The following is a 26,256-nucleotide window of genomic DNA, read 5'->3' as shown; positions in this document are numbered from 1 at the left end:
CACTCCGAAATTCCAAGGGCGGCCTTGGGTTGACGGAATGGAAGTCACCCACGCATACGTGTTGCCCCGAGCCGGGGTCGACGACGAGCTGATCGCTCTTGCCCACGCCTGCCGACCCGCACTGCTCGATTACCCGATCGACCTGGCCTGCCCACCCGCGGCGGGCGATCCCGGAACGCTACACCTGACCATCGAAATGGTCGCCGATGCCCCCACCGCCGAAATCAGCGGCAGCGAGCGTACCGACCTGGTCAACGCACTCCACAAGGAGCTGGCGGATACGGCCCCGTTCGTGACCGAGGTCGGGCCCCCCATCGGCAACATCGCCGGAGGCGTGCTCGACGTATGGCCCGAGGACCAGGCCGTCGCCCTGCAAAAGCGTGTACAGGCCGCGATCCACACAACTCGGGGGGATGCCGCACTGCAGCACAATGGCGGCAGGATCCACTGTTCACTGGGCTACAGCTACGACACGGCGAACTCCGACCGGCTCAACGGTGCGTTGCGCGCCCTCACTCCACGCCGGGCGCCCCTGCACGTCGACACCCTCCACCTGCTCAACGTCCGTTACGACATCGCGGCTGATCACGGCGGCTGGCGCATGTCCTGGGAGCCGATCGCTGAAATCCCTCTCGGAGGCTGAGCCAGCCCCTGGGCCCGGACCTGTCACCGCGGGGCGTAGGCCGGCACCGCGCCAAAGGGCCGGTTCAGCGGCTCGACTCCAGCAGAGTGCGGGCTGCGTGCCAGGCGCCCCAGACCTCGCTGCGGAGTCGGCCTCGCGCAGGCACGTCCATACCCCGGTCGCGGCTCCACTGGCGTACCTCTGCCACAGGCGGTGCAGTGGCCGCGGCGGTCGCGGGTGGGGGCCTGTGCCGAGGGGCGGGGAGGGTTACCCGGAGCGGGGAGTGCGGTAGCCCGTCGAGGGCGGCGACGGTGAAGCCGCAGCATTCGAGGGTGCGGGGATGCTGTGACGCATGCGCTCCAGCTGCTTTCCTTGATCTTCATCAACTGCACCCGGGTAGCGGACTACAGCGTCGGCGATGGCGGGCCGAACTTCGTGTGATGACGGGCTAACTCGCGGGGCCATGAACAGCCAAGGCGCCGTAAGGGGAATCCTCCGTGCACGCCGCAATCCCGGCATCTGGGCCGCTCCGGGGTCGCTCGCGAAGCTCGCGGCGCTCCTGCTCCGACGCCCCTCCCTGGGCTTGTCGTTCAGTTCCGTCTGGAGCACCAACCGGCGAGGAATCAGCTCGACATGATCCTCTCGGCGGCCAGCCTGTTGAGCAGCTGGCCGCCGAAAAGATACGACTCGAATGCCCCATCTCCGGTTGCAGGCGGCCATCTTGCTTGCCACCTCGGCGTACGTGTTCTCCGCATGCTTGATGGGGCACTTCAACGAACCACGCTCCGCGCACGGCATCCCGCAGTACACAGGCGATGCCGACGGCGGCCCCTGCATGTGACGAACCAGCAGCCAAGCGGCTCTTCCGCAGGCCCACCAGCTCACTGCCCGCCGATATCACGATGCCCGTCTTCCCGGCCAGCGCTGCCGTCTGCTGTACGACCTCCCCACGCATGTGTGACAAGGACATAGGGGCTGGCACTCATCACCGAACCTCTGGTGCACACCCGAACCCGGCTGCTCCACCACCGATTCTCGAATCGCCGATCCCCCGGCAACCTTGCACGCACGGGGGGAATTTGACAGGACTATCGCGCGCATCGCTAAGCAAAGACACGGGCGACTGAGGTCCGCCAGGCGCCCTACGACCAGCTACGCACCATGTAGCAGCGTTACTGAATCCATAATTTGGGCCGTCTACCTACAGCCCGTCAGTTCGCCAGGGCGCAATGCTAGATGCACAACCCATCGGCAACCTCCACCGCCAGATGGTGACTGCATTTCGTACCCTGACAGCAGGCGAGCCACACCCGCACCTCACCAACGGCGCCACAGCATTCGATGCGCAATACTCGCCATGCCGGCGAGGACGAAAGCTGCCGCCGGCACCGTCACAACCGCCTTAAGCCAACTTCACCTAGAGAGTCAAATCAGCATGCAGCGCACCGAGAGGCTGAATGGTCACCATTGCGTTCTACGTCACACGGTATTTATCCGCGCACGCATTTGCGGCATGGTTGCACCATGAACACAGTCGCGACGACTGAGCCATCAGTTTCGGATCTGGCTCACCGCCTACTGCACGGACCGACGGGGGAGGATTTTCGGAGGGCACCCATCCAAGTGGGCCGACGCTGGGGCACGGTCTCGTCGGAGACCCCCCAGAATGGCCCGGTGCGGGAGGTGCTGGACGACCTTGTCGAGCGACTGGGTGCGCCATCGCAGTACGGGGGCGGCGCCCACGGACCAGACGTACGATGGCGCACCCCGTCACATACAGTGATATTGAACGCGCAGCGTGACGGCGGGTTGCTACTCTCCGTGCGCAGGACCATTGCTCTTGAGGACTCTGACTCCGAGCGATTCTTGATGCGCGCTGGCCGCGGACCAGGAGGCGGCGGGGATCTTCCCTATCTCTGGCGCCATCAGCGATGCGCCTCGGCCCAGCCCTCTCCGGTGAACCCTGTTGCGCGCGACTGGACACAACTACAGGACGCCTTGGGGACGCTTCTACGTGCCTGGAGCCAGTATCTGGAAGCCCTCGTCGGCGAGGACGACGCTGGGTTCAACATCGATCACGGCGACGGCCAGCTCGCCATAATGGTCAGCCCCCGCGATGATGTTTCCGTTTTCGCGGACCGTCGGGACGGAACAGACCGGGACGTCGATCACCGCTATGCGATGACCGCCAGGGGGTGGCACTCATTCACGCCCGGGCTTTGTTGGTGGGACGCCCGCTTCGACCGCACTCCGGCCGGCGCTGCCGCCGCCGCTCAACTCGTTGTCGCTGAGCTGCGGGCCCGCGGCGTCCGCGCGCCCAGCGAGCTTCGACTGATCCGGGCCAGCCTTGGAGCCGAAGGCGGGATTCTGGACGTCCCGGGTTCAGGCATTGCCGCCGACCCCTTTCCTCGACGCTGAGGTCGATCGAACGCCACCTCTAACGACCTCGAAGCCGCGATGGACTAGGCCCACACGCACGCACAGAACAAGACGCTGCACTGCCCCCAGGACCTTCACGAATCCCAAGAACACATCCGAGGCTCACGAATCACACTGCCCAGCGAGTGGGATTCACTGCATGCAGTCGGCGGCGCAAGCGCCCTATCACCCTTCGGTCAAATCAGACGAAGCGGAATGAGAGCGCCCCCGATGAGATGGCCATGGGACGATACACATATCGTCACCAGACACGATTCTCACCCGCCTTGGTTACCTCTTGGTTTCGTGCAGGAACTCCATGGGTCCGAGATCGATGCTAACGCTGACTGAACGTGGGTACGGAAGATGAGACTGCGAATATCGACCCTCCGGAGAGGGGGCGAAATACGTGGACTCCTGAAGGAGTGCGACGCGAGGATCGCCAGCCTTTCTCTGCCCGAGCCATTCAGCATTCAAGCCTTGGTGACTTCACTAGAGGCAGCCCAAGACCGGAGCATTCAGTTGGTGCCGGTGGATGACCTCGATGGCGACCTGCGAGCTGCGTGCGGGTTGCGCATGAGGGTCAGCACCGTCACGTACGTCCTCTACCGCCCCAGGCCCACGCCGCATCAGACCGAGCACACGATCTTGCACGAGCTTGCCCACGAGTGGCTGGATCATGGGGTAGGGAAGTCGATGGACTCGGTTGCGGTGGGCCTGCCTGAGTCGTTGCGGCGGACCATCGGTATTGACAGATTTGGGCGTCAGGTCGTACAGGCGCGGTCCCGTTACGAGAGCAGTGACGAGCGCGAGGCGGAGCTCTCGGCCTATCTGATCAAGCATCGCGCGCAGACCGCGGCGGCGGGGACGGATCTTGTCAGCCGACTGGAGTCCAGCCTGTCGCGTCCTCTCGGGCTACAGCGGCGTCGGCCGTTCCGGGACCGGTGAGCACTAGTCATGCTGAATGATCTTCTCTGGGCTGTGCCGGTCGCGATGACCGCAACCACGTTGTGGCGGCTTCCCTCTCTCTGGCACGGAGATCCGCTGCAACGGGCGCTGTGGATGTGCTGCGCCGGCTTCGCTGCTGCCCTTTGGTGTCGTGTTCCGCAGGTGAAGTTCGCGCTGGACCATTCGCCGGTTACTGATCTGTCGGCGCTGCTGAAGTACGTGGCGTCCCTGGCTGCGATCCTGGCGGGCCTGAAGTACATCGTCGGCGTCTATGAGGGGCCGCCGAGCAAAGCGGGGCAGTCCAAGCATGTGGCCGTCAGCCGCTGGGTGAGCCGCATCGCCCACGGCTTCGCGTTCGCGTGGCTGGTGCTCCTGGTCGTTCTTTTCTTCACGGCGGTGGATCGGACTGAACCAAGTGCTGACTTTGCCGCGGATCATGCAGGGCAGTGGGGTGCCGGGCTCTTCCTGACCATTGCGTATGTCTATCTCGGTGCCGCTGCGGGGACCGCCTGCTTCCAGTGGGCCAGGGCAAGCCGGAGGGCCGATCACCGATCGCTTCGTGTCGGACTCACCCTCATGTCGGCAGCTACCTTGATCTACACCGTTTACCCGGCGATGCGCATCATCACGGTGTGGGCACCCACGGGTGCGAGCGTGGTCACCATGCGGACTATCGCCGACTCCGTAACCCTCACGGTGGCCCTTCTGTGGGCCACCGGCGCCGCCATCCCCTCGACGGCCGTCCTCTTCGAACGCTGGGCCACCTGGAGGACGCTACGGAAGCTCCACCCTCTGTGGTCGGACCTCCTCCAGCAGTTCCCGCATCTCGCGTTCCAGCCTGCAGGATCGCGGATCACGGAGGTGGTCCGCCTTTGGCTACCTCTGAACATGCGCTTGGACAGGCGGACACAGGAGATTGCTGACGCGGTAGAGCAACTGCGCCACTACGCCACACCCGATCTTTTGCCATGCGCCCAGTACCTGGCCGAGAACCACGAAGACCCTGAACCAGCTGCGGAAGCGTACTGGATCAAGAGCGCGCTGACGAGTGCGGAGGCTGGGCGCCGATCCCCCGCGCCGGCTGGAATGCTCCCGAAGAAGCCGCTGACCAGCAGCCACGCCGAGGCGTACTGGTTGGCCTCGGTCGTCGACGTATACGTACGCATCACCCCGGAGATCGTGCGCATCCTGCACGAACGGGCAGGCCGGCCAGATGTGGTCGAGTCCGAACCGGAACTATGCCCCACGACTGGGCGCACTGTCCCGACTGGAGTCTGAATCACGCCGGCGGAGCCCCAGGGTAGGGTGCCTGGCTTTCCGCGATCAGGTCGTTGAGAACGGTGAGCATCTCCCCCGACACTCCCCCCTCCCCTCCGCGCGCAGCCAAGGCGATGTTGTGCTGGGCAGCAAGGAACTGGAGGTCGGCCAGGACACGGTGCCGCGCGGTGGTGTCGTCGCACAACACCAATTCCGATACGCCGAAGAAGCTGGCCATTGCGGCCACCGCCACTGCCTGCGCTCCGCCCTTGAACACGACAGCCGCTGGCTCCCCAGCCAGAAGAGCCGCAACTTGCCCGGCGCCGACGATACTGGCACCGGCCTTCGCGTTAATGGCGGCCGCAATTGCCTCCGGCGACGGATCGGCGTCCTGAAACGCCTCCTTCGCTAGACCACGGAGTCTCTCCGCGGTGTTAGTGGGACGTTCGTACTTAGCCGATGACGCCGGCTCGCCGAAGCTCTGGCCCTGCGCTGCCATCAGGTCTTCGGGGCTGACTCCGTACAGGTGCGCCAAGGGGTCGACCCATCCGTCATTCAGACGCCGCCGCCCTCCCTCAGCGGCCCCCAGGGTGAATCGGGTGAGGCCATCGATCTTCTCGGCAGCAGCGGCCTGCGTATATCCCGCGTCGCATCGCAGGTCGGCGAGGTCGCACGGCCCCTCGCGGGGAAACAGGACATCGACGTCTACGTTGACGAGGGCAGCGATGGCGACCAGCTTCTCGGCCGGCGGAAAGCGTTTTTCCCGCTCCCACTGCGCCACGGGCACGTGCGACGTCAGCCCCAGGCCGTTCGCCAGCTGAACTTGGAGCAAGTCAGCGGCCCGGCGTGCGGCTCGGAGCGTGGGGCCCTTAAAGCTGCGTGGGGGCAAGGTCGGCACTCCCGAAATCACTGGTCAGTGGTGGTGAGGATCGTCGGATGCGGTCTTGCTTCAAGACGTTACATCACGTAGCTTCTCGTGAAGCAGGTGGAGGCAACCCTTCCGCCTATCCACACGATTTCTCCCCACCGGGTAGGGCACCGCGATGCCTCCCCCAGCCAGGGAGGCGCGCTGGCCACGACGGGAGCATCGCTGCGACCATCCGGTTCAACCAACCGTGGCCGCGCGAGACCCGAGGAGGCACCGTGAACATCATCTCCGATTACGCCGGAGCGATCACGTGTCGCCCACCGCCTCCGCCCACAGGCGCAGCTACCCCCCTCGCCACTTGTAGAGAGTCCTTTAGCAAGGTCTGGATCTTGACGCAAGGGCTGCATATGTTCGTCGTCCCGCCCGGAGCGAACCGCCCCGGCCGCAGATGACACGAGGAGCCATGTGCGAAACGCAAGGCCCATCCCGATGACATAACCCCCAGAAAACAGCGACGGCGCCAGGGAGCGGTAACTCCCGGACGCCGAACGCCAAATGGCACTCCTGCCCCGGCAAGGGCAGAGATTTACCCACCTTCACCGCACCGGCCCTTTCCACGGGCACACCGGCGCGGGCTTCGCTACGGAGGAGAGTCTTACATGCCGCCTGCCCTGCGCAAAAGGTCGGCGCCCCCAGCCCACGTGGTAGCGGTCCTCGGCTTCCCGCCCGGCGTCCCATCCACGCGACAGCTGCTCGGCACCTTCGCGCCGCAACCAGCCCTCGGCGCTCGCCGCAATGCGGCGGTGACCCGATGAGCATAGAGACCCGCGAGTGGGCCTGGGAGTACAGCACCAGCCGCGGAAACGCCCGCCTCGTCCTGCTATCGATCGCCGACCGGGTCCCCGACGAGCAGTGCGTCGCCTGGGCGTCCCTCACCTCGCTGATGAAGCGCACGAACGCCAGCCGCAACGCCATACGCGGTGCCTTGGTCGCGCTGGCCGAGAGCGGCGAGCTGGAGATGCTCAACGACCTCGACGGCCCGCAGCACAGCACGGTCTACCGACTGTCTCGCGCTGCCGCCTGGCTCGCAAAGGTCGCGGCAGCCCGCCAGGAAGACCCCGACGCGTACGTCGAGCCACTGGCAAACGACGACCCGGTTCCGGAACTGAACATCGAACGGCTGCGCAAGCACGGAATCCGGCCCCGGGCACGGTCTGAATCCGACCCCCGTCGTCAGAACCTGACCGGGTCAGAATCCGACCCCGCTGGTCAGAACCTGACCCCGCCCCGGGTCAGAATCCGACCCCCCACCGGGTCAGAACCTGACCCCCAGAACCGTAGTGAACCGAAGGTGAACCGTAGGTACAGCAGCAGCGGTGCTGCCGCCCTCGCCTCTGCCGCGGACTGGGAGGTCGACGAAGCGAGCCACTCCTGGGCCCAGGAACAGGGCCACCTGACGCGCCTCGGCGAGCAGGGTCTGCAGGCCGCCGACGCGAAATGGCGCACCCACCGGACGGCCTGGAGCCCGCGCTCCGCCGCCGCGTGGGCAGCCGACTGGCGCACCTGGATCGCCCGCGAACACAACCCCACACCCGGACACCCGAACCTTTATGCCCTGCCCGGCGGCGCCCCTGCTGCCAAGGCCGGCATGACCCGAGCCGAGGCGCACACCGCCGCCCTGCTCGCCGCCCTTGACGAGCCGACTGGAACGGAGTAACTGACTTGAACCCACGTGAAGTTGCTGCCGTCCTCGCTTACCTCGGCCGCCTCGACCCGCGCACGATGCGCACCGACACGGGCGAGGCCCGTGACCAGATAGCCCAGTGGCACGAGCTGCTCGGCGACGTGCCCTTCACCACGGAGCACGGCTGGGACGTCCGCGAGTCAATCAAGGCCCACGTGCTCGCCTCCCCGTACCCGATCCTGCCCGTCGACGTCGCCCGCCAGTGGCGCACCTACCGCCGCGACCGCCTGGCCCGGCACACCGACCCCACCCCGGCCGCCAACCCGGACGACACCGCCGCTTGGCGAGCCGAGCTGCTCGGCACTCGGCGCGCGGTCGCCGCAGGGGCCACCGCCCCCGCCACCCACCGTCCGCTGGCCAGCGGTGGCCCGCACCCCGACATCGAGGAGCGCCTGGCCGCCATCGGCTCGTGCATACCGCCCGCAGTGCGCGCCGAGCTGGCCGAATACCGGCCTGCCCAAGCCGCCCGCGAGGCGGCCATCGCCGCCGGAGGCCCCGACGTACTCAGCGTGCGATGCGCGTGGTGCCACGCCAGCAAGGGAGAGCCCTGCCGCAGCCGACGCATCGGACTCGACGGGAACGCCCGGGGCAATGCCCCGCGTGCCAAACCCCACCCGGGCCGCGTCGACCTCGCCGTGGCCACACACAGCCACCAGGTAGCGGCGTGACTACCCGCCCCTACCCGGCCCAGCTGATTCGGCTCTGCCCTGAAGCCCCGGGGCGCACGGCGATGCGCCCGCTGCCTACGGACCTCTGAGCCGTCCCTCTCGCAACCGATCCGCCTCCGGTGCGGCCCGTTCGCCGTACCTCTGCCCGCCTCGAAGACGCGCTCTGCCGCCCCCAGCCCGTCGCTGGTACCGCGCGACCTACTCGACGAGGCGACCTCCGGAGAGTCCCTTGCGCCACATCACCGCCAACGACACCCTCGCCCCCACCTTGCGGGGCATCGCCGACCACAGTTGGCAGGAACGGGGCTTGTGCCACCGCCTGCCGGCCAAGGACATCGACGAGCTGTTCTTCCACGCGGCTCGCAACCGCGCGGCCATCGCCGAGGCCAAGACGGTCTGCGGTCTCTGCCCGGTGAAGAAGGCGTGTTTCAACTACGCCCTCGACAACGAGATCCGCCACGGCATGTGGGGCGGACTCACCCAGGACGAGCGCCGCCCCTGGCACGCCAGGGTCAACAAGCGCCTGGACTACAGCCGCGTGAAGGCCGCCTTCGAGGGCCGCGACATCCATCTCAGCGACGCCGAACGCGACGCTGTCACCCGCCACGCCTACACGCGCGGCTGGAGCCCTGAACGCCTCGCGTACGCGCTGCGGCTAGACCTCGACTGGGCGCGTGACCTGATGCGCAACGCCGCCCACGATGTCGCCGACCGCGACCGCTACTGGGACCAGGACGACGAGACCGAGCCGGCCGACGACGAAACGGCCGAGGACGAGGACGCCACCTCGCCGGTGCAGGTGCCCCGCCAGGTTCAGACTCACTCCCTGATCGCCGCTCTTCGAAAGGCCGCATGACTCACCCCATCGCCATGCCCCTCGGCATTGATCTCGTCTACGCGGTCGCAGCTGTCGGGGTGCTCGCCCTGGTGCGGGCCGGATGGTCGATCCGACGCAACCGGACACGGGCAGGCGCCCCGCGCGCCGGCACCCCCACGGTCTGGGTCGCGGCCCTCGCGGCGCTGGGCTGCACGGCCTACAGCGCGGAGACCAGCTGGTTCTTCGCCGCTGACTACCTCGGCATGACCGACACGGTGCAACGGGCTGCCTTCTTCTCCACGGCCGAGCTGGCGCTGTTCGCGAACGCTCTGCTGGCCCGCCAGAACCTGCGCAATCAAGGCGCACCCGGCGTTCCGGGCATCCTGGTCTGGGTACTAACCGGGGTGCAGATCATCCCGGCGTACGCCGAATCAGGGCCGATCGGCGGCACGGTGCGAGCGATCGTCGGTCCGGTCATGGCAGCCATGCTCTGGCATCTGGCCATGGGTATCGAGCTGCGGCTGCACAAGCCGGACGCCTCCTCGCAGGGGCTGCTGGCGACGCTCGGGCGCGAAGTGCGGGAACGTCTCCTCTCCCGCCTGGGTGTCGCCGCGCGGAACCGCGATGCCGCCCAGATCACCAGGGAGCGCGCCACTGAGCGGGCGGGGGCCCTCGCGTCCCGACTGGCCAAGATGCCGGAGAAGGATCGCACGAATCGTCACGGGCGCCGGATCGAACGGCGGCTCGAGACGGCCCTTTCACGATCCGGGGTCGGTACCGATCCTGATCAGCGTCGTGCGCTTCTGGAGCAGTTGGCCGCACGCCGGCACGCAGCGGCCCTCGCCTCTGTCGCCCTGCCGTCCCCTTGGGCTCAGCCCTCGTGGGAGCAGGACGACCACCGTGGGGACCAGTCCCCTCGCGCTGCGGCCCCGGGGACTCGGATGACCCCCGAGGAACACGTGAGCCCGACGGGGACGGTCCCCGAGGCCGGTCACCGAATCACGGCCTCGATCGGGGACCGCACTGTCGGGGACGCGGCCGAGGCGGGGACGGCGGCCGAGCCCGTCGAGGACCGTCCCTACGCCGTCCCCAACGATACCGGGGACCGGGAACACCCCGACGCCGAAACGGGGACCGAGCCCGACGGGGACCGTCCCCACACCGTCCCCAACGACAACGGGGACCGCATCGGTGAGCGCGACTCCCGTCTGTCCAGCCAAGGCGAAGAGGCGAGGACGGAGGGCCACGTCATGGTCCCGGGGACCGGTGAGAGTGACGATGGCGCGGGCGGCAACATCCACGAAGTCGCAGCGCAGACGGGCGGTGGCCCGTCCCCGGCGGCCGTCCCCAATGACGACGAGGGCCGGGAGCACACCGTCGCCGAAACGGGGACCGAGCCCGACGGGGACCGTCCCCACACCGTCCCCCTGCGGCGCAAGCAGCCGCAGAAGGGCTCCCGAAACCGTCCGGGCGCCGGGAAGGCCAAGCGTCCGCGGAACGGGCCCCGGCTGACCGTCGAGCAGATGGTCGAGCGGGTTCGTCCGCACGTGCCCGCGCTGCTGGAGCGGGACGGCAACGCGTCGGTCAACCGTCCCCAGCTGCGGGAGATCCTCCGCGCCCAGAACATCCAGGGCGGCCGGAACGACCGTCTGACACCGGTCCTGCAGCGGCTGCGCGACGAGGCGGCCACCACCACGACAAGGAGCACGGCCCGATGAAGACCTGCCATCGGTTCGCCACCATCAAGTCCGGCTTTGAGCAGGACATACGGTTCCTGCGCGGTCACTCCGAGCGTCACCAGGGGTCGACGTCGGCGAAGACGAGCGCGAAGAACGCCCTCTCGGTGAAGCGGAACATGGCGCGGGCCTTGAACCGGCACCTCGACCGCTGTCCCGAGTGCGGCTGACACCTGCAAAGGAGCGGGTCACGTGCCTGCCTCCGTATTCCGTCGGGTGGTCCGGCCTCGGTCGGGCCACCCGCCCCCTGTGATGGAGGGACCGCCATTCCTGCCCGCAATCCGTGTACGCGCACCCCGTCGACCGCCGAGGCCGGCGCCTGGGCGGAAGTGCTCGTACGGCACCAGCTCCTGCACGCAGCCGTGCTGGCCCCCAACGGCCAGTGGCTCGCCCAGGACCGCCCCGAGTCCCCAGTCCGCGTTCTCGACGGCCCGGCCGCCATGGTCGAACTCGCCGCCGAGATCCAGCACCGCATCCGCACCACGAGGAACCGCACCCGATGACGAACCCGACGACACCCCCCACTCACGCGCACGGTGAGCCGGACAGTAACTCGACCTCACCGCGAGCAAGTTGGTGCGAGAGTAGTACTCCCGTTGGGAGTACTACTCTCGCGTCCTCCGCCCCGGGGGCGGCGGAGGCAGTCCAGCGCCGGGGAGCGCCGGACCAAGGGGATGCGACCGAGGGCGGCCGGCATCCCCAGGAGGAGCAGACAGCCATCCACCCGTGCCACAACCCGCACTGCACGTACCACGCGAGCGCGCCGTCGAGCCAGCCGCCCGCGCGCAACCGCACGCCGAAGACCAAGTCGAGCAAGCGCAAGCACCTGATCACCAGCCGCTTCAACGACGACGAGAGGCAGTCCGTCCTCGACGCCGCAGCCGCGTGCGCCATGACGCCGTCCGGCTTCCTCGCCCGCGCAGCCCTCAGCGCCGCGCGCGATCTGACGCGCACTGCAGCCGAGATCGCCGGCGAACGCGAAATGCTCGCCGAGCTGTTCAGCCTCCGGCGCCACCTCGGGCAGATCGGCAACAACGTCAACCAGGTTGCCAAAACGCTCAATTCGGGCGGTGACGCCCCGCACGCCGAAGCGGTCCTCTCCGCCGTAAACCGTGCCGCTCGACGCGTGGACACCTTCACCCAGCACTACCTGGACAGCGAGCGCCCGGCTGCATGATTCCCAAAGTTCACGACATGGGCGATGACACCCGTGGCCTGGTGGCCTACCTGTACGGTCCCGGCAGGGCCGAGGAGCACATCGACCCGCACCTCGTCGCCGCGTGGGACAGCCAGGCCCCCGACCCCGGCCGCGATCCGAAGTCCACGTACGGCGACCTGCAGCGCCTGCTCGACCAGCCCGTCATGGCGCTGCCCGAGAGCGCCAGGCCCGCGGAGTACGTATGGCATCTGTCCGTACGCGCCGCGCCCGAGGATCCGATCCTCACCGACGAGCAGTGGGCCGACATCGCCCGCCGTATGGTCGCCGCCACCGGCATCGCCCACACAGGCGACGACGCCGCCTGCCGCTGGGCAGCCGTCCGTCACGCCGCCGATCACATCCACATCGTCGCCACCGTCGTACGCGAGGACGGCCGCCAGGCCCGCATCCGCCAGGACGGCGCCCGCTCCCAGACCGAAGCCCGAAAGGTCGAAATCGACTACGGGCTACGCCGGTTGAACGTCGGCGACGGAACCGCCGCCAAGCACCCCACCAGCGCCGAACGCCACAAGGCAAACCGCCAGGGCAAGGAACGCACCCCACGCGAGGAGCTGCGCGAGACCGTGCGCCGCGCCGCAGCCGGAGTCGCCAGCGAGGAGGAGTTCTTCGACCGCCTGGCCGCCGCCGGCCTCCTGATCCGCCAGCGCACCGCACCCTCCGGCGACCTGCTCGGCTACAAGGTCGCATTGCCGGACGACCGCAACGAGGACCAGGAGCCGATCTACTATTCCGGCTCCACCCTCGCGCCCGACCTCTCCCTTCCCCGTATCCGCAAGCGGTGGGCTGCCGACGCCTCCGGTCACCGCAGCGACGCCACCACGGACCGCTCCTCCGGCTCGCCCCATATCAGCCCGTCGGCCGCTCGGCGGCAGGCGACGACAGCGGTCTGGCAGGCCGTGCTGATCCTCGACCAGGGCGACGACGGGCAGATCGCCGCGCACCTCGCTGCAGCCGGCGAGGTCCTCGACGCGCTCGCCAAGACCTCGGCCGCGCACACCCGCCCTGAACTGCGGGATGCCGCCTGGGCGTTCGAGCGGGCGACCCGCTCCCACGTCCAGGCCGAGCGAGGCCACGACCGTGCCCTTCGTCAGGCTGCTCGCGATCTCGTCTACGGCGGTCCCGCCCTCGGCCGCGGGGAGGACGGTGCCACCACCGCCATGCTCATCGACATGGCGTTCTTCCTGGTCACGGCTGCCGCCCACTGGCACGGGAAGAAGGAGCACGCCCAGCAGGCCGCTGCTGCCCGCCAGGCCGCCGACCACCTGCGTGCCGCCTACCAGGCCGCCGCGCCGCTGCACCTCGGCGTGATGCACCAGCGCGGTCGCCGCCTGTCCCAGCCCCTCCAGCGCAAGCAGGCCGCCTATCTCCGACAGGCGGTGCCGGAGCTGGCCGGGCAGGTCCTCGCCGAGCCCGGCTGGTATGCCCTGGCCGCCACCCTCGTCGACGTCGAGAACGCCGGCCACGACCCCGCCGCGCTCCTGGCGGAAGCCGTGGAGCGACGCGAGCTGGAGACCGCAGAATCGATCAGTGACGTGCTGGTATGGCGGCTGCGGCGGATGGCGGATCTGCCCGCGGACGCCTCGACTGGGCCGGAGAGCGGTACGGCAAAGGCCGCATCGAAGGGGCAGACCCGGAAGAAGTCGACGCCGCCGTCGCAGAACGCCTCGGCCAAGCGGAGCGGTACGAGAGAACCCCGGCGCTGAGCGCCGCGCTTACAGCACCGAGGCGCACACCGCGATGACCACGGTGGTGCCTGCGATACACAGCATGATGGTGCGTGCCTCCGGCACCCGGCGATCCCGCAGTTCAGGCTGCGGATCGCGGGTGCCGGAGCACCGGCAGCCGGTCGCGTGCTCCATCACCAGCGACTCCAGCCAGTACGCGCCGCTCAGCTGCTTCGGGAACGTTGAAGAACCTGTGCCTCGCATGCTCGGGGCAACGCCCATCCACCCAATACGGCACGTGCCGCAACCGATCCGGAATGAAGACAGGGGCCCACGCCTCGCCCGCAGGTGCCGTGCCGAAGTCCTCCGGCAAGTCGTCCGCATTCAACATTTCTAGAGTTGCAGCAGGTCAGGGGATTGCGGCACTCTCCTCGTGCAGGCGAGACGAGAGAGATGGAGACGGCATGTTCCGACGCAACCGTGCGGACCGAGAATTCCGTGAAGCCCAGCGGGCCGGCCAGGCAGTGCTTGGGATGCACACCGAGCTGCCGCTGCCGGACTTCCCCGGCCCCGACGCAGCGCCGGCCCATGCCACGCCGGAGTCCACGGTGGTGCCCGACTTCCTGCCGGCGGACTTCCGGGCACCGTCCCGCCAGGACGTCTCGGGGTTCATGATGCGCTGGGACCTGCCGCTCGTCATCGACGGCGAAGTCCACCAGTGCCACTGCGACGCGTACCGGAACTGGATCGTCTTCAACATGCGTGACGACTCGGTGTGGCTGCGCTGCGAGGCCGGCCACGAGGCCAAGGAGTCCCGCCTGGACACCGCCTGGTACAACCGCAACTCCGGTCCGGTCGACCACTTCCACCTCACCCTCGACGAGGGCCTGCGCCACCTCGGCCGCTGAAGTCGCGAACCCCCTTCCCCCACCCCTGCGTTCGTCGGCCCCCGGAGGGCCGACCTGGTCAGACCATCTATCTCGCATCACAAGGGGTTTTCGCATGCGCCGTTCCACCACGACCGCCCTCGCTCTGAGCGCCCTCACCGTCCTCGCCCTGACGGGCTGCTCGCGCAGTGCCGAGCCAGCCGACACCTCGGCCGCGTCCTCCGCCCCCGCACACCGGGGCGGCAACAGCGCCACCGCGTCCGCGCCGCTCTCGTCGGCCAAGCTGAACGAGCGGCTGCTGAACGAGAGCGACCTGGGCGAGGGCTACACCCGCAAGCCCCAGGCCGCTGACCAGCACGACGACGTCACCGTCATCGGCTGCCCGGCGCTGGACAAGCTCGGCAGCGACGCGGCCACCCTCGACTTCACCCGCACGGCGAAGGCATCCTTCACCTACGCTGGCAGCACCAACTCCGAGGTGAGCGAGGAGCTGTACAGCGACAGCGCGACGAAGCTGTCCAACGGGATCGGGAAGGTCTTCAACGCGATGGTCTCCTGCCCGTCCTACCAGGTGGCGTCGGGCAGCACCGTCATCGACATGGGCACGCAGAAGACGGCCGCGCCGGACCTCGGCGACGAGCAGTGGAGCCAGCTGCTCACCTACTCCGCCGGCGGGCAGCGCAGCGTCGTCAAGCAGACGGCGATCCGCTCCGGCAACGTCCTGGTGATCGTCTCCGGCTCGCCGGGCCTCGTGGACGCCCACCTGGACCAGGCCCTCGCCAAGGCCCGCACCGCACGCTGACCCGCTCCACCGTCCGAAACCCCGGTGTCCGGGCCTGTCCGTCCGACAGGCCCGGACACCGGGGTTTCGGCTTATGAGCCGATCAGCCCGCCAGGCGCAGTTCGCCGGGCTCGTAGCGCAGTTGGAATGTCTGCGCGTGCTCCCCGTCCATCCAGTACAGGGTCATGGTCGAGAGCATGCTTCTTTTCACATACCGGGTTCGTGAGGGCATTCCTTCGTCCTGTTCGACGATCCAGGATTCCACCCGTTCCGGCAGGCTGAACCTCAACGCGTATACGTCCGGGTGCTCGGCCGAGCGCAGTTCCCAGACGGGATGCGAAGCCGACTGAGGCAGTCGCCGCACGCGCACGGCGTGCGTGGGGTGTTCTCTCGCGTAATTCACGAACCCGTACAGGTCATTCGACGCCAGCCCCAGAACGAACGGTGCTGCGGGAAAGGCCAGCACAAGACCCAACGTGGACCGGCTGTGCAGCGCCTGGGCGAGTTCATCGAGCGGCTCGCGGAATTGATCGGGCAGGTATGCGTCCTCGGCGTATATATCCAGCAGTGGGCCACGAAGGTACGCGCGTAGCTGGTGCACCTTCGGCCGCTCGCCCGCGGGCGCGGCTTCGAGCGCTGCGTGAATCGTGTCGGCCGCGATCCGGACAAGGTTCCGCAGTACGGCGGAGTCCGGAGCGGAGAGGTCGATCAGGGATATCTGATGGGCCAGCGCGTAGTCCTGGGCTTCCTTGCTGAAGCCCGAAGTGGAGAAGATCGCGTAGTTGTAGCGGTACCGCGTCCTCGGCCGGCCCGCACCCGCAGCGGTGAGCGTCGTGGTCTCGCCTTCGTTCACGTCGTGAATCACGCCGTGACCGTTGCGCACGGTCGGCAGACCAACTGGCACTGTGGTCAGGTATTTCGCCTCGACGAACAGGCGGACGGGCAGCGAGAACGGCGGGACGTACCTGAACTGCCCGAGCGCGTCGACCTGATGCCACGCCCCGCGCCCACGGACCAGCAAGCCATTCTTGTCCTCTTTAAGGACCTTCCAAGGCTCTTTGTCCTTATCGTCGTTGGCCGTGAGCACTTCGAAGCCGCTGGATCGCAGCAACCAGGCCAGCACCTCCTCCAGGAGGTAGCCGCGCAGTGGTCCTTTGCCTATCAGTTTGACTGCCACGGGAGCGATCCTATTCAGGGCCCGGATCCTGGATTCACGGCGCCGCCTCCCCGACACGGGTACGGCGAAGGCCCGGCGGTTCCACCCCCCGAGGGGAGAGTGGAACCACTGGGCCTGGAGGGGCGGGCATCACCCCATGTTTCCCGTTCTTCGACCGCCCGCGACCGTCGTCAACTGCGGTGGACGACCGTGAGGCGGTCCTCCGCGCCTTCGGGCAGCCGCCGGCGCGGCACCGGGCCGGGTGCCGCGAGCGAGGAGGCGAAGGCGGCGACCAGCTCGTGCGGGGCGCTCGCGCTGAAGCTCGCACACCACAGGTACGGAGCTCCCAATACGGGTTCCGCCCATGCCTGCCACCCCAGAAGGTCGTCCCGGGGGTCGGCGTCGTGGATCAGCGGCGGAAGCATCTCAAGCGAGACGCTGGCGGAGAAGCCGGGGTCCGTCGCGGTCGTGCGGGGGCGGTCCATGTCTCGCAGCCAGCCCCGCGCGCTGAGCGCGGTGAGCACCGACTCGGCGCCCTCGAACCCGGTATCGGGTGTGGCGCAGGCGTCGAGTGCGAGCAGGAGGTCGGCGAGGGTCTCGTGCGGGACGCCGGCAGTGAAGTAGGCGTTCCACTCGGTCATCGCCGAGGCGGCGTGGGGACGGGCCGACAGCTGCCAGGCCACCGGGAGGCCGCCCAGCTCGAACGGGTAGGCGGCGAGGATCCACTCGGCGCCGCGCAGTCCGTCCGGGCTCACGTAGAGCAGGGTGTTGCGGGAGGTCGGCCACATGCGCCAGCCAAGGGCGGTCAGGGTGTCGCCGATCCGCTCGGCAAGGGCTCCGTCATCGCCGGCCAGGTGGCGCGGGGTGACCCAGTACAGCGGGTCCGGCGAATCGGGGTGGGAGGGCTCGATGGGGTGGTGCGGGTGCAGGGGCGCCTCCGTAAGTTCGGGGATGAATCACTGGCCGGTGTTCGGCCCGGTCGCGCCGCGTCGGCGGCGCCGGGGTGCCTCGACCGGCTCCTGCCAGGTCAGAGCCACAGCCACCGCAGGCGGCAGGGGGCCGAACTGCTCGGCCTCCTCGGACTCGGCGATGTAGACCATCGGCCGGCCGCGCTCGTCGACCGTGTTGTGCACAGCGCCCAGGCGGTGGGCCATGGGGAAGAAAGGGTTGATGGCGAGCCGGACAGGCGTGTCACGGTCGCAGGCGGACAGCAGATCGAGGATGTCGCCGACGGTCATCTCGGGCGAGTGCGGGTCCAAGGCGTTCTCCTAGCGGTGGCGGACAGGGCCGCGAGAGCAGAGGCAGCGTACGCGTCACGTACGGAGGGAAGGGGGCAGGTCACAGGGGCCGGGAGGTGGCCATGATCCGGGCCACGACAGCGGCGACGATCTCCGCCGGCGTGTCCGTACGGAAGGCCATCCGGTACCCCGGCACATCCGCGGTACCGGTGACGGCAATCACCCAGCCCTCGCCCGTCACCCAGTCCTCGTCGGCGCCGCCGGGCCGGCCGTCGGGGAAGTAGCCGAGATAGAACCGGCCGTCGCGCGAGCTGACGTGCACGTCGGCCCGGTCATCCACGATGTGAGTGAAGTCGGTGTCCGTGAACTGGTCGATCACGTCCGTCGGCTGGCCGGCGCCCAACTTCCAGGAGCGGAGCCGCAGGGCACCGACCGTCGTGGCGAATTCAGGTTGCGCCGCGTTCAATGCCACAGCATCACCTCTCTGACCTGGGGTTTTACGGGAAGGTCGTTTAGGTTGACATGCCGGAGCGGCGTCCACCAGTCTTTTGGGTGATCTTCCTCGTCTGCCACGGGCGAACTTGTCCTTTGTCATCCCATCAAGGCGATTGACAGCGAACATAGTCATCTGCAAGTGAGTCGAGCCGGCTCAAGGCTGGACGGGGGCGGGGCCACGTCCGTCATCAGCACCCACGCGACGAGTCACTGGCGCCACGGATGTCTATCTTGACCGCCCGCTGGTTCCAGCCCGCGCAGTGCCTAGGCGTCTGCATCAGACTGACCTGGCGGCTGCCTGGCCGAGCATGGAGTTCAGGCCGAAGCCGATGCCTGGCTGAGGATGTCGTCGACGAACCCGGATCGTCCTTCGGTTCGTGGACCGTGGTACGGGTCGGTGAAGCGGTCACCGGCAATGAGTACGACTTCATCCTTGGCCCGGGTGACTGCGACATAGAAGTTGCGGCGTTGCTCCATGTGGGCTCTTGTCGTCAGGTTCTGATTCGCGAAGTAGAAGGGTATGAGGCCGTCGACCAGGCCGGGAAGGATCACGACCGAGAATTCACGCCCCTTGGCGCTGTGGTAAGTAGTCAGCACAATGCGGCCGGGGGCGCGTTCGCCGGCAAGCTCCGCCATTGTCAGGCCACTTGCTGCCGCAGTTCGGAGAGCGCTTGGTGCTTGCTGGTCTCGAAGATCGGGAGTGAGGCTGGCTAGCTGGTCGACGCTGAGGCGTGCGAGCAGGAGGTCGAGGAAGGCCGTCGTGTCATCCTCTGGGGCTTCGCGGTCGGGGGCGTCGAGCAGTTTCAGGAGATCCCGGGCGAGGCTGCGGGGTGATTCCTCCTCCAGGGTGATACCCGCGGCCTGTCGGCGGTGATGCCATGTGGAAGCTAGTTCTCGGACAGTTTTGGCCTGTTGTGCCGACGCCCGGCGCCGTGCGGGCACCGACGGTGAACCCGTGGTACCTCCAACCTCACCATCGGGAGCATGCGGCAGCAGGTCCTCATGACCGGGTACAGGGCCGGCCAGTCGGCGAGCGGTGCAGGCGGAGACGAAGTCGGCGAGAGGTCCGCTGGGGATCTTGCGGGTGCGCTCCATGTCGCAGGGCAGGTCGGCAGTTTGAAGGGCTTGGGTGATGTGCTTTAGGAGGTTCTTGTTGCCCGGATAGAGCACGGCAATATCTTCGGGCAAGGCGCCTGCTGCGATTCGCTGACGGATGACGTCGACGGTGCGTTGCGCGTGGTCGACGAGATCGCTTTCGTCTTCAGCAGGGAATTCTTCGAGGGTGACGGTTCCGGGTGCTTCCTGATCCGGATTGGCTCTGTAGCCGGGGTCTCTGCCCAGCACGCCGCGGCCTGCGGCCACCAGATCACTGCCGCTACGGAAGTTCACCAGTAGCTGGATAGTGGTGAAGTCGTCTCGCTCGTGGAGTTCCTTGAAGAACCGGATGTCAGCGCCCTGAAACGCGTACATGGTCTGGTCGGGGTCGCCGACAGCGGTCACCTGGACTCCGGCCATGAGGAGTTCGGTGACCACGGAGTGCAGCACGGGATTGAGATCTTGGTATTCGTCGACGACGAGGTGGGGAAAGCGGGCTGAGAGCATGTCGCGGGCGGGCTCGCTGGCCCGGAGTACAGCCAGCGCTCGGCCTGGCATGGCGTCGAAATCCCAGCAGCCACGGTCGATCAGAGATTGCTCGTAGAGGCGGACGGCATTCACGTATTGGTGCTGGTAGCCCTGCAGGTTGTGTCCTGCGGCCATGAGACGCCGGATCTTGGTCAACAGAGCTTCTGGCTTGTCCTTCACCGGCAGGCCAGCCGTGTAGGTGGCCTGGGCCCAGAGTTTGTTGGCTTCGGTGTCGCTGAGGACAGGCAGGTCGTCGGCGTACGGCACGGTAGTGAATCGTGCGTACGGCCGCAGAATGTGGTGTAGGCAGAAGGCGTGCACGGTGCGGCTGGCCAGCCGTCGGCCGGGGCGCATGCCCAGGATTCGCAGTCGAGTGGCGACTTCGGCGGCTGCTGCATCGGTGTAGGTGATCGCGGCGATTCCGCGGTGAGGGCTGGTAGTCGCCAGGAGTTGGCCGACGCGGGCCACGAGGGTGCGTGTCTTTCCCGCTCCCGGACCAGCCACGAGAACCAGGTTGCCTTGATGATGTACAGCCTGACGTTGTCGCGGATGCAAGTCGGCGATCTCCTGGGCCAAGGCCGGAGGCAGCCGGAGTGACGCCGGGTCCGGCATCAGCTGCACGGTGTGTTCCGGCGGCGGAGTAGATCGGTCTGCTGCAGACTCACGGACGGGCGGGGCAGAGGTCATGTACTCGTCCCCTGTTTGCCGGGAGATGCTCCACTGGTCTCTTCAAGGGTGGGGGCCAGTGGCAGGTTCTCGTAGCGGCGGCGCAGATCGTCCAGGAGCGCCAGCAGAGGTCCGCAGCCAGGCAGACCCAGCAGGTCTGCCTGGCTCACGGGTTGCTCGGGGGAGACATTGAGCAATTCCCTGATCCGAGTGGGTAGATCGAGTTGCTCGACGTGGGCTGCAAGCCGCTGGGCGAAGCGGCCCTTGCTGACAGGATCGCGCTCGACACGGGAGACGAGGGCGTCACGCTGGATGGCGGTAGAAGGCCCAGCGGAGATCTGGTCCACGGCTTTGGCGAAGTTCTCGCGGCGTATCCGCCCGTTAGCGAGTTCATTGAAGGTGGCTTTCATCTCCTTGCCCAACAGCGGTGCAAGGTCGGTCTCCAGGGTGTCCGGGCCGACGAAGACGCCGAAGCCCGCGGCGGCGGTGACGAGATCCCAGCGCCCCGTCCGCGAACCTCCGGTGTCCGGAAGGTTCTGTTCCTGTAGAACGCCCAACGCCTCCTCATACAGATCTGCCGTGGCTGCATCGGTGAGGACTTTCAACAGGCCGAGGGCACGCTTCAGGCCCAGTTCGCGTCGATACTTCTCCTTGTCCTCGGTGTCGACGGCGTCGCCGTCGGTCAGGACGCTGAAGGGGCGGTTGAATCCGGAGGGGCCCAGAAGTTTTGCGTAGGGAGCAAAATCCGTTCCGTCAATGCTGGCGACGACGATGCCGTGAGCGTCAAGGTTGAACCCGGCGGATCGGGCAAGTGCAGGCAAGACGTAGGTCTCAGCGATCCCTTCAACGAGAACGACGCCTTGTGCGAAGAGCAGTTCTGCCCGGTTGACGTTGAGGTACCGCTGCAGGTCCGCTCGCTCGGGCGCCGTGAGTAGGTCGGGGGACATGACGCGCGCCTCGGACCCAGCAACGCCATCCAACAAGAGCACCAGGCTGGGCAGCGGGGTTACGGCGGCGATATGCGGGCTGTGGGTAGTCAGCAGCAGGCGGTTGGGCTGGGCGAGGAGGTGGGCAAACAGGTGCCGCTGCAAGGTGGGGTGGAGATGGGCTTCTGGTTCCTCGACCGCCAGCAGGGTGTCCTCGCCATTTGCGGCGCCCCGGCGTAGGCCCAGCCACTCCAGCAGGAGCCCCAGGTAGAGCACGTTGGCGGTGCCCGTCGAGGTCCGATCAACGCCCCTAGTGGCGGATGAGTCGATGAACAACCGGATGCTGCGCAGCAGATCTTCATCGCGCCCGATGAAAGCCAGTGACGGATCGAGATTCAGCCGGGGCCCGGCCATGGTGGTGACGCGCGCCCGAATCAGGTCGGCGACACGCTGGACGTTGGCATCGCGGCCGAGATCCTCTCGTGCGTTGCGCATCGCCTCCAGCGTCTTGTCGATACTGCTCTGTGATGGGGGAAGCTCGCGCAGCAGTCTCGTAAGAGGACTGCGCTCTGGGCGCACGAAGTCGCTCTCGGCATCCCGCAGTGCTGGCAGAACCGACAGCGCGGCATACTTCTTCGCGCCGAGCATGCTGTTGCTCGGATCCGTGCCGCCGAAGATGGTCCATTCGTAGTCGTTCGGTGTCAGCAGTTCGGCCTCCTCCTCGCCCAACAGGAGTGCCGCCGATTGCTTGGGTCGAAACAGGTATGTGAGCCGGGCGGCAAGCGGATCCACGCTCACGATGGCCCCGTCGAGTTCGCTCCGCGCATCGGGATCATCCTCAAAGCCGCAGAGTTCGATTTCCACAGTGACCTCCGCCCCCTCCGCCAAGGTGGGAGAGCCGTCGTGGAGGTCCTCCGGTAGCAGATGCCGGCGCCGGTCTGGCAGATCTGGATCAAGAACCAGTCGCAGGGCGTGCAGCAAGTTGCTCTTGCCTGCACCGTTCTCGCCGACGATCACGGCCGGCGTTGGGAACGGATCTATGACCAGGTCCTTAAAGTTACGGAAACTCCGGATACGAAGGCGACGAAGCTGCATCGTTCTCCTGGTTCATCGGCGAAAAACGTCCTGGCAGTGACGCTCAGCCCACGCCTCGGCGACCTGCCAAACGGGCGGCACCATGCTACGGCGGAGATGCCCTCTTGAGGCCCGGTTCCCTCCCCCGCCCTCCGACGAATCGACAGCCCGCGAGCGCGGACGGACCAGTGCGCTGCCGGGGCGCCGCCGCGCGGTATCGCCCGATGCCCTGCAAGCAGCGCGCACCCCTCGACCACGGAAGGATTCCTACAGGAACCGCGTCCTCGAAGTTGGACGTCGCGCAGTCCAGCAGGGGACGTCGCCGACGCTCGCGTACGGCCCTCCCGGCACCTCGATGCATGGCATGCCCCGGTTGCTCCTGCTGGTACGTCCGTACCGCATCCGCAGTGCGCTCACCCCGTACGACTGGGTTCGCTGTCGAACGCCTCGATTCGATGACAACGGACAGAACTTGTCCGCTGTCACCTGTGGGATCTCGGAGGCGTGCCCAAATTCCGCGGCCGATGCCCACCCATGGCCGATTGGTCACGGATCTGAGGCTTTCTGGCCGCTCTGTGCGCTCTGGGGGATGAGGGCGAGGTGGCGCAGACCTCCTCTGGACAGTCGTTCGACAGTCCGGACTCCCGGCTGCTCCCGGTGAGCGCCTACCTCGGTGCCAGGCTGCTGCCCCATGAACACGTCGGGTTGGGGATCTATACCACCACCGTCGCGTTGGAGACGCGTCTAGGGTGTCGCCTCATGACGCTGCTGATCGTGGGTGGATCCGGATTCCTGGGCACCGAGCTCGTCCGGCAAGCTGTATCGGCGGGGCACCCGACGGCCGCGACCTATACGACCAGGCCCGGCAGCGCTCCGGGGGTTACTTGGCGCTCCCTCGACCTGCGAGATCCAGGAAGCGCGGAAGCCGTCGTGGCCGAGGTGAACCCCCGCGTCATCGTTAATGCATCGAGTGGCGGGGCCGACTGGGCAGTCACAGCCGAGGGACCCGTCCGCCTCGCGATCGCCGCGGCGAAGGCCGGATGCAGAATGATCCACGTATCCAGCGACGCCGTCTTCTCCGGCAAGAGCCATGTTCCCTACGACGAACACTGCAGGCCCGACCCCATCACCCCGTACGGAGCGGCGAAGGCTGCCGCGGAGACGGTGCTTCTGCTCCATCCGGACGCCGCCGTGGCCCGCACCTCGCTGATCATCGGCGACGGACAGTCCGAGCACGAACGCACCGTCCATGCCCTGGCCGCCGGCACCCGCGAAGGTGTCCTCTTCACAGACGACGTCCGATGCCCGGTCCACGCGAGCGATCTGGCCGCAGCGCTTCTCGAACTCGCATTGGGCGACACGACCGGCGTCCACCACCTTGGTGGGAGCCGGGCTCTCAGCCGACACGAGCTGGGCGTGCTCATCGCCCGACGCGACGGCCTCGACGCATCGCGACTGCCCACCGGCCTACGGGCCGACAGCGCCCTTCCCGGGCCCCTCGACATCCGCCTCGACAGCCGCTCGACACAGCGCAAGCTGCGCACCACACTGCGTGGTGCGCACCAGTTCCTCGCCCCCACGGCCTGAACGCCGCAGCCGGAGCAGATGACGCTGCCGACCGGTGAACGGTTGGTCAACCGGCCGTGCTGTGCTCGGTCTGCGGCACCGGGGGCAGCCAGTGAACAGCGTTATCTCGGAAGGATACGTGGACCGGCACGAGGTCTGGGCCGCAGGTGTCGTCGAGAGCGGTGACGTTGATGCCAATCTCCGGGATATCGCTATCGATCGCCGCGAGGCGGCTGCCGCAGGTCGGGCAGAAGCCGCGCTTCGCCTCACCGGGGAAGGTCTCGTACCAGGTCGGCTCGCCACCCTCGCCGATCCAGGTGATCGTCTTGAAGCCCACCCACCACATCACGGGGGTGCCGCCGAGTTTCTGGCAATGCCTGCATGCACATGTGTGAGGGAACGTTGTGGGACCTTCGGTGCTGAAGCGGATGCGGCCGCACAAGCAGCCGCCGGTGCGTACCTCGGCTGGTTCGGATCGCTGGGCGTCGGCGGTGCGGGTGGCGTTCATAAGGTGGTCTCCCGGGATTTCAGCAAGTTGGGCCCTCAGCGTGCCATCGCTTCTATGGTCACCAGGGCGCTCTTAGTACGGCCCTGGGACTGGTGGGCTCGCATGTTCGGTGCCGCGTGTCTATTCATATGGACGAACGGCCGCCCCTCGTGGGCGGGGATGCGGGGCAGCAGGGCGGGCCGGGGACCTGAAGGCACCGCCCACCGTCCACCAAGCCGATTCCGACAACTTCCACCCGAAGGCACCATGAAGCCCCTGCCCAACAGCCCGGGAATCTGTCAACGAGACCATCCCTCCTATGCTCCGGTCGTGCTCTATCAACGGTCGCCGAGACGCCCAGGTGGGGGGCGTAGGACAGCCGGGCGACGGCGATTGCGGTGGAGCGCGGCCTCGGGGACCGTCAGTGCGCCAGCCTGAGACGTGCCGATTCTGTGGCATGGGAGGCGGCTTCGATCAGTCCGAGTTCTCCGGCGAGAGTTCCCACGAAGGCATCGACCGCCTCGATCGCGTGACCTTCCATCGTGTCGGGCTCTGCGAAGTACGCCGCGAACTCTCCTGCGCCGATGGTTGCCATGGCGGGCCGGCTGGCCTGGTAGTCGGCCCAACTCGGCCTGCATACGGTGCGTACTCGGTCGAGTTCGGCTTCGTCGATCTCCTCATGCCGGAGGCTGCGGAAGGTTTGCTGGCGGGCCTTCCACGTGGCGATGTAGTGCTGGACAGATATCGGCCCGAATGGGCCAGGAAGCGCTCGTTCGATCCTCGGCATACCCGGCTGAGTCGACCAGGGCGAGTTCAGCTCCGTGAGGACCGAGGTCAGTCTGTTGACGTCGATCCGCCCGGTCCGCTCGCCCTCCTCGATGACGAGCTGGGCGGCGCGCCGTTGCTTATGGGTGGCTGAGGGGTGGGCAAGTTGCTCGACCAGGGTACGAACGTTCTGGCCTCGTCGGACGGCGGTCGTCTGCCCGGCGGCGCGTGCATGGGTACGCCAGGCTCGGCGCGCCTGCGGGGTGGGCACGATCGCGTCGTCGATCAGCCACAGGAACAACACGACGCGGATCAGAGCGCGCTGCGGGATGCGCCCCAAGGGGGAGCGCTCCCGGGCCTCAAGAAGTCTGGTGAACAGCTCGCGTTGCTCGGGCGGGAAGATCCGCGGATCGCTGCCGTGCGCGCTGGTCTTGCGCGGTTCGGGGTTGGCGAGCATGCCGTCCTCGACCCAGGAGGTCACCATTCTGGGACTGGCTTTCACACCCATCGCGAGCGCGTCGGCGACCAGGTCGGCCGACGTTCCCTCGGTCCACGTGGTGGTCTGATCGCCTTTCATGGGGCCGAACTTACATCGAGATTCGAACCCTGAAAGCTGCGTTCAGCACACGTC

General features: G+C 67.5%; 25 protein-coding genes. 15 read left to right on the top strand and 10 right to left on the bottom strand.

Annotation, left to right across the window (positions count from 1 at the left end; translation table 11 throughout):
• Window positions 1-37: 37 nt before the first annotated feature.
• The 4 genes from ACGFZA_RS10040 (at window position 38) to ACGFZA_RS10025 (ending at window position 5,266) form a co-directional block, all read left to right on the top strand.
• The gene (locus ACGFZA_RS10040) at window positions 38-643 is read left to right on the top strand and encodes a hypothetical protein (RefSeq protein WP_393678595.1); all 606 of its coding nucleotides are present in this window, start codon (window positions 38-40) and stop codon (window positions 641-643) included.
• A 1,935-nt stretch (window positions 644-2,578) separates the two neighbouring features.
• Entirely contained in the window at window positions 2,579-3,040 is a 462-nt protein-coding gene (locus ACGFZA_RS10035; RefSeq protein ID WP_393678594.1) for a hypothetical protein, read from the top strand.
• Window positions 3,041-3,571: 531 nt separating this feature from the next.
• Complete coding sequence (locus tag ACGFZA_RS10030; protein WP_393678593.1) at window positions 3,572-3,988, top strand: hypothetical protein; 417 nt, start codon at window positions 3,572-3,574, stop codon at window positions 3,986-3,988.
• 9 nt (window positions 3,989-3,997) lie between these two features.
• Complete coding sequence (locus tag ACGFZA_RS10025; protein WP_393678592.1) at window positions 3,998-5,266, top strand: MAB_1171c family putative transporter; 1,269 nt, start codon at window positions 3,998-4,000, stop codon at window positions 5,264-5,266.
• A gap of 1 nt (window position 5,267) precedes the next feature.
• Here the strand turns inward: ACGFZA_RS10025 and ACGFZA_RS10020 are convergent, their stop codons facing one another.
• The gene (locus tag ACGFZA_RS10020) at window positions 5,268-6,026 is read right to left on the bottom strand and encodes a helix-turn-helix domain-containing protein (RefSeq protein WP_393678591.1); all 759 of its coding nucleotides are present in this window, start codon (window positions 6,024-6,026) and stop codon (window positions 5,268-5,270) included.
• A gap of 898 nt (window positions 6,027-6,924) precedes the next feature.
• Between ACGFZA_RS10020 and ACGFZA_RS10015 the strand changes: the two genes are divergently transcribed.
• From ACGFZA_RS10015 to ACGFZA_RS09980, 8 genes are all read left to right on the top strand, one after another.
• Window positions 6,925-7,830, top strand: a complete 906-nt coding sequence (locus ACGFZA_RS10015) for a helix-turn-helix domain-containing protein (protein ID WP_393678590.1) — start codon at window positions 6,925-6,927, stop codon at window positions 7,828-7,830.
• Window positions 7,831-7,835: 5 nt separating this feature from the next.
• Window positions 7,836-8,525, top strand: a complete 690-nt coding sequence (locus tag ACGFZA_RS10010; RefSeq protein ID WP_393678589.1) for a hypothetical protein — start codon at window positions 7,836-7,838, stop codon at window positions 8,523-8,525.
• A 229-nt stretch (window positions 8,526-8,754) separates the two neighbouring features.
• On the top strand, window positions 8,755-9,381 hold the full coding sequence (locus tag ACGFZA_RS10005) for a WhiB family transcriptional regulator (protein ID WP_393678588.1): 627 nt from the start codon (window positions 8,755-8,757) through the stop codon (window positions 9,379-9,381).
• Entirely contained in the window at window positions 9,378-11,060 is a 1,683-nt protein-coding gene (locus ACGFZA_RS10000) for a hypothetical protein (RefSeq protein ID WP_393678587.1), read from the top strand. Before ACGFZA_RS10005 ends, ACGFZA_RS10000 begins: the two co-directional genes overlap by 4 nt.
• The gene (locus ACGFZA_RS09995) at window positions 11,057-11,248 is read left to right on the top strand and encodes a hypothetical protein (protein WP_330830036.1); all 192 of its coding nucleotides are present in this window, start codon (window positions 11,057-11,059) and stop codon (window positions 11,246-11,248) included. Before ACGFZA_RS10000 ends, ACGFZA_RS09995 begins: the two co-directional genes overlap by 4 nt.
• A gap of 159 nt (window positions 11,249-11,407) precedes the next feature.
• Window positions 11,408-11,581 carry a hypothetical protein gene (locus tag ACGFZA_RS09990; protein WP_321188649.1) on the top strand — a complete coding sequence of 58 codons (174 nt, stop codon included), beginning with the start codon at window positions 11,408-11,410 and terminating at the stop codon, window positions 11,579-11,581.
• Complete coding sequence (locus ACGFZA_RS09985; RefSeq protein ID WP_393678586.1) at window positions 11,578-12,255, top strand: plasmid mobilization protein; 678 nt, start codon at window positions 11,578-11,580, stop codon at window positions 12,253-12,255. The genes ACGFZA_RS09990 and ACGFZA_RS09985 overlap by 4 nt, the downstream gene beginning before the upstream one ends.
• Window positions 12,252-14,000 carry a relaxase/mobilization nuclease domain-containing protein gene (locus tag ACGFZA_RS09980; RefSeq protein ID WP_393678585.1) on the top strand — a complete coding sequence of 583 codons (1,749 nt, stop codon included), beginning with the start codon at window positions 12,252-12,254 and terminating at the stop codon, window positions 13,998-14,000. Before ACGFZA_RS09985 ends, ACGFZA_RS09980 begins: the two co-directional genes overlap by 4 nt.
• Window positions 14,001-14,009: 9 nt before the next feature.
• Here the strand turns inward: ACGFZA_RS09980 and ACGFZA_RS09975 are convergent, their stop codons facing one another.
• A complete protein-coding gene (locus ACGFZA_RS09975) occupies window positions 14,010-14,225 on the bottom strand; it encodes a hypothetical protein (protein WP_393678584.1) in 216 nt (71 codons plus the stop codon).
• 200 nt (window positions 14,226-14,425) lie between these two features.
• On the opposite strand from ACGFZA_RS09975, the gene ACGFZA_RS09970 reads away from it, so the two are divergent.
• Together ACGFZA_RS09970 and ACGFZA_RS09965 are read left to right on the top strand one after the other, a co-directional pair.
• Window positions 14,426-14,869: a hypothetical protein gene (locus ACGFZA_RS09970; RefSeq protein ID WP_393678583.1), complete on the top strand. Its 444-nt coding sequence runs from the start codon at window positions 14,426-14,428 to the stop codon at window positions 14,867-14,869.
• A 94-nt stretch (window positions 14,870-14,963) separates the two neighbouring features.
• Window positions 14,964-15,650 carry a hypothetical protein gene (locus tag ACGFZA_RS09965; RefSeq protein WP_393678582.1) on the top strand — a complete coding sequence of 229 codons (687 nt, stop codon included), beginning with the start codon at window positions 14,964-14,966 and terminating at the stop codon, window positions 15,648-15,650.
• A gap of 82 nt (window positions 15,651-15,732) precedes the next feature.
• Here ACGFZA_RS09965 and ACGFZA_RS09960 read toward each other — a convergent pair whose 3' ends face one another.
• The 6 genes from ACGFZA_RS09960 to ACGFZA_RS09935 all read right to left on the bottom strand — a co-directional run bounded on the left by ACGFZA_RS09960 (window position 15,733) and on the right by ACGFZA_RS09935 (window position 22,828).
• Window positions 15,733-16,806 (bottom strand): hypothetical protein, encoded by a 1,074-nt coding sequence (locus ACGFZA_RS09960; protein ID WP_393678581.1) that lies wholly within the window; start codon window positions 16,804-16,806, stop codon window positions 15,733-15,735.
• Between the two features lie 170 nt (window positions 16,807-16,976).
• Window positions 16,977-17,663, bottom strand: coding sequence for a DUF317 domain-containing protein (locus ACGFZA_RS09955; RefSeq protein WP_393678890.1), 687 nt, complete (start codon window positions 17,661-17,663; stop codon window positions 16,977-16,979).
• A 78-nt stretch (window positions 17,664-17,741) separates the two neighbouring features.
• Window positions 17,742-18,023 carry a hypothetical protein gene (locus ACGFZA_RS09950; RefSeq protein WP_097921556.1) on the bottom strand — a complete coding sequence of 94 codons (282 nt, stop codon included), beginning with the start codon at window positions 18,021-18,023 and terminating at the stop codon, window positions 17,742-17,744.
• Between the two features lie 100 nt (window positions 18,024-18,123).
• Window positions 18,124-18,495, bottom strand: a complete 372-nt coding sequence (locus tag ACGFZA_RS09945) for a DUF317 domain-containing protein (protein ID WP_393678580.1) — start codon at window positions 18,493-18,495, stop codon at window positions 18,124-18,126.
• Window positions 18,496-18,833: 338 nt separating this feature from the next.
• The gene (locus ACGFZA_RS09940; RefSeq protein WP_393678889.1) at window positions 18,834-20,753 is read right to left on the bottom strand and encodes an ATP-dependent helicase; all 1,920 of its coding nucleotides are present in this window, start codon (window positions 20,751-20,753) and stop codon (window positions 18,834-18,836) included.
• A gap of 71 nt (window positions 20,754-20,824) precedes the next feature.
• Window positions 20,825-22,828 (bottom strand): ATP-dependent endonuclease, encoded by a 2,004-nt coding sequence (locus tag ACGFZA_RS09935; protein ID WP_393678579.1) that lies wholly within the window; start codon window positions 22,826-22,828, stop codon window positions 20,825-20,827.
• Between the two features lie 738 nt (window positions 22,829-23,566).
• Between ACGFZA_RS09935 and ACGFZA_RS09930 the strand changes: the two genes are divergently transcribed.
• Window positions 23,567-24,394 (top strand): SDR family oxidoreductase, encoded by an 828-nt coding sequence (locus tag ACGFZA_RS09930; protein WP_393678578.1) that lies wholly within the window; start codon window positions 23,567-23,569, stop codon window positions 24,392-24,394.
• A gap of 46 nt (window positions 24,395-24,440) precedes the next feature.
• On the opposite strand, the gene ACGFZA_RS09925 is transcribed toward ACGFZA_RS09930, so the two are convergent.
• Complete coding sequence (locus ACGFZA_RS09925) at window positions 24,441-24,881, bottom strand: GFA family protein (RefSeq protein WP_393678577.1); 441 nt, start codon at window positions 24,879-24,881, stop codon at window positions 24,441-24,443.
• 400 nt (window positions 24,882-25,281) lie between these two features.
• Window positions 25,282-26,202 carry a hypothetical protein gene (locus ACGFZA_RS09920; RefSeq protein ID WP_393678576.1) on the bottom strand — a complete coding sequence of 307 codons (921 nt, stop codon included), beginning with the start codon at window positions 26,200-26,202 and terminating at the stop codon, window positions 25,282-25,284.
• Window positions 26,203-26,256: the final 54 nt, after the last annotated feature.

The organism is Streptomyces sp. NPDC048211 (assembly GCF_043202315.1).
Taxonomy (GTDB): domain Bacteria; phylum Actinomycetota; class Actinomycetes; order Streptomycetales; family Streptomycetaceae; genus Streptomyces.
This window is presented reverse-complemented; position numbering and strand designations above follow the sequence as displayed.